The organism is Pseudomonas sp. K5002 (assembly GCF_013386655.1).
Taxonomy (GTDB): Bacteria; Pseudomonadota; Gammaproteobacteria; order Pseudomonadales; family Pseudomonadaceae; genus Aquipseudomonas.
On record NZ_JACARK010001024.1, the window covers coordinates 1 to 2385 of the forward strand.

The 2385-nt window shown below is 65.7% G+C and carries 2 protein-coding genes and 1 pseudogene; all 3 read left to right on the forward strand.

The genetic code is table 11. The annotated features are described in order from the left end of the window. On the forward strand, window positions 1–703 hold a 703-nt coding region (locus HX846_RS32690), incomplete at its 5' end, for an SDR family oxidoreductase (protein WP_178966997.1). Between the two features lie 2 nt (window positions 704–705). Then, a complete protein-coding gene (locus HX846_RS32695) occupies window positions 706–1596 on the forward strand; it encodes a MaoC/PaaZ C-terminal domain-containing protein (RefSeq protein WP_178966998.1) in 891 nt (296 codons plus the stop codon). Continuing rightward, window positions 1593–2385, forward strand: a pseudogene (locus tag HX846_RS32700) (acetyl-CoA C-acyltransferase); the annotation flags it as partial. The gene HX846_RS32695 and the pseudogene HX846_RS32700, both read left to right, overlap by 4 nt.

The window sequence follows — 2385 nt, forward strand, 5'->3', positions numbered from 1 at the left end:
CGGCGCCTCCCGTGGCATCGGCCTGGCAATCGCCCAGGTGCTGGCCCGCGATGGAGCCCATGTGGTCTGCGTGGATGTGCCCCAGGCCCAGGATTCGCTGCAACAGGCGGCCGGCAGTGTCGCAGGCACCGCACTGGCGCTGGACATCACCGCCACCGATGCCGCGCAGCAGTTGCACGCCCATGTCAGCCAACACGGTGCATTCGACGTGGTGGTGCACAACGCCGGGATTACCCGCGACAAGACCATCGCCAAGATGACTGAGACCGCGTGGCGCAGCGTACTGGCGGTCAACCTGGAAGCACCGTTGCATCTGAGCACGGCGCTGCTGGAAAGCCAGGGCCTGAATCCGGGCGGGCGGATCGTGTGTGTCTCATCGATTTCCGGTATCGCCGGCAACCTCGGGCAAAGCAACTACGCCACCTCCAAGGCCGGGGTGATCGGACTGGTACAAGGCCTGGCCCCGCAGGCGGCGGCGCAGCAAGTGACGGTGAATGCCGTGGCACCGGGCTTTATCGAAACCCAGATGACCGCGAAGATCCCGCTGATGATTCGCGAAGCGGGGCGGCGGATGAACTCGATGTCCCAGGGCGGGCAACCCATCGACGTGGCAGAAACCATCGCCTGGCTGGCGCATCCGGCATCCGGCGGGGTCAATGGCCAGGTGGTGCGGGTCTGCGGCCAAAGCCTGTTGGGAGCCTGAGCATGGACTATGTGACGCAGATCATTGAGCCGCCGCCCTCGCGCTCGCGGCTGTTGCTGGACGGGGTATTGGGGCTGCGCAAACCGAAGCTGGAAGGCGAGCCGACGTTGCCGAAAGAACGCCTGGTGCGTTCGGCCGTCGAGCTGTCTGCCCAAGGGATCGCGGCTTACGGTCGGGCCTGTGGTTTCCGCCGTGAGCAAGGCGTGCCGCTGTCCTATCCCCATGTGCTGGCGTTCCCCTTGCACCTGATGCTGCTGACCCGCCCGAGTTTCCCGTACCCGGCCAGCGGCATGGTGCATTTGGCCAATCGCATCCGCCAGCATCGACGGCTGGAGGCGGGCCAGGCCTTGCGCCTGGAGGTGTATTGCGAACGCTGGGTCGCCCATCCGAAAGGCCAGGCGCTGAGCATCGCCACCCGTGGCTACAGCGCGGGCGCCCTGATATGGGAGAGCGACAGCCTGTACCTGCGCCGTGACGTAAACGCGCCGGTTGGCGAGCCGTGGGACGACGCGTTGCCCTTGCAGGAAGAAGGTTTGCTGCGCACTCAACGCTGGGTGCTGCCGGCGGATCTGGGGCGGCGTTTCGCCAGGGTCTCGGGGGATTTCAACCCCATTCATACCTCGGTGATCGGCGCCCGATTGTTCGGTTTTCGCCGGGCCATCGCCCACGGCATGTGGACCCTTGGCCGCGCCCTGGCCGCCCAGCAACCCCCCGGCGGACTGGACCAGGCCGAGGCCCATTGCGACTTCAAGCTGCCGATCTTCCTGCCCGGCCAGGTGGCGCTGTGGAACGTTCCGCCAACCGGCCCGCGCCGTGAGTTTGAAGTGCGTAATTTCGCCGGTGACAAACCCCATATGCGTGGGCTGTTTATCTGGAATGAGACCGATCGATGAGTGACTACAGTTTCAACCCGGCCCCGACGCGCCGCGTGGCGATTATCGGCGGCAACCGTATCCCGTTCGCCCGCTCCAACACCGTGTACGCCCATGACAGCAACCAGGATCTGCTGGTCGCCGCCCTGCAAGGCCTGGTGGACCGCTACAACCTTCACGGCCTGCGCCTGGGCGAGTTTGCCGCGGGTGCGGTGATCAAGCATTCCCGGGATTTCAACCTGGCCCGGGAAAGCCTGCTGTCTACCACACTGTCTCCCGAAACCCCGGCCTACGACCTGCAACAAGCCTGCGGCACCGGCCTGGAAGCGGCGTTGCTGGTGGCGAACAAGATCGCCCTTGGGCAGATCGAAGTGGGCGTTGCCGGTGGTTCCGACACCACCTCCGACGCGCCCATCGGCATCAACGAGTCCCTGCGCCGCACCTTGCTTTCAGCCAATCGCGCCAAGGGCACTGGCGCCAGGTTGAAGGCCTTGATGGGGGTGCGCCCGTCGATGTTCTTCAAGCCGCTGCTGCCGCGCAATGGCGAGCCGCGCACCGGCTTGTCCATGGGTGAACACTGCGAGGAAATGGCCAAGCGCTGGCAGATCAAGCGCCTGGCCCAGGACGAGTTGACCCTCACCAGCCACCAGCGGCTGGATGCGGCGTACAAGCAGGGTTTCTTCGATGATTTGATCAGCCCGTATCGCGGCCTGGCCCGGGACAACAACCTGCGGGCCGACGCCAGCCTGGAGAAACTTGCCGGCCTGTCACCGGCCTACGACCGCCAGAACGGCACGCTCACCGCCGGCA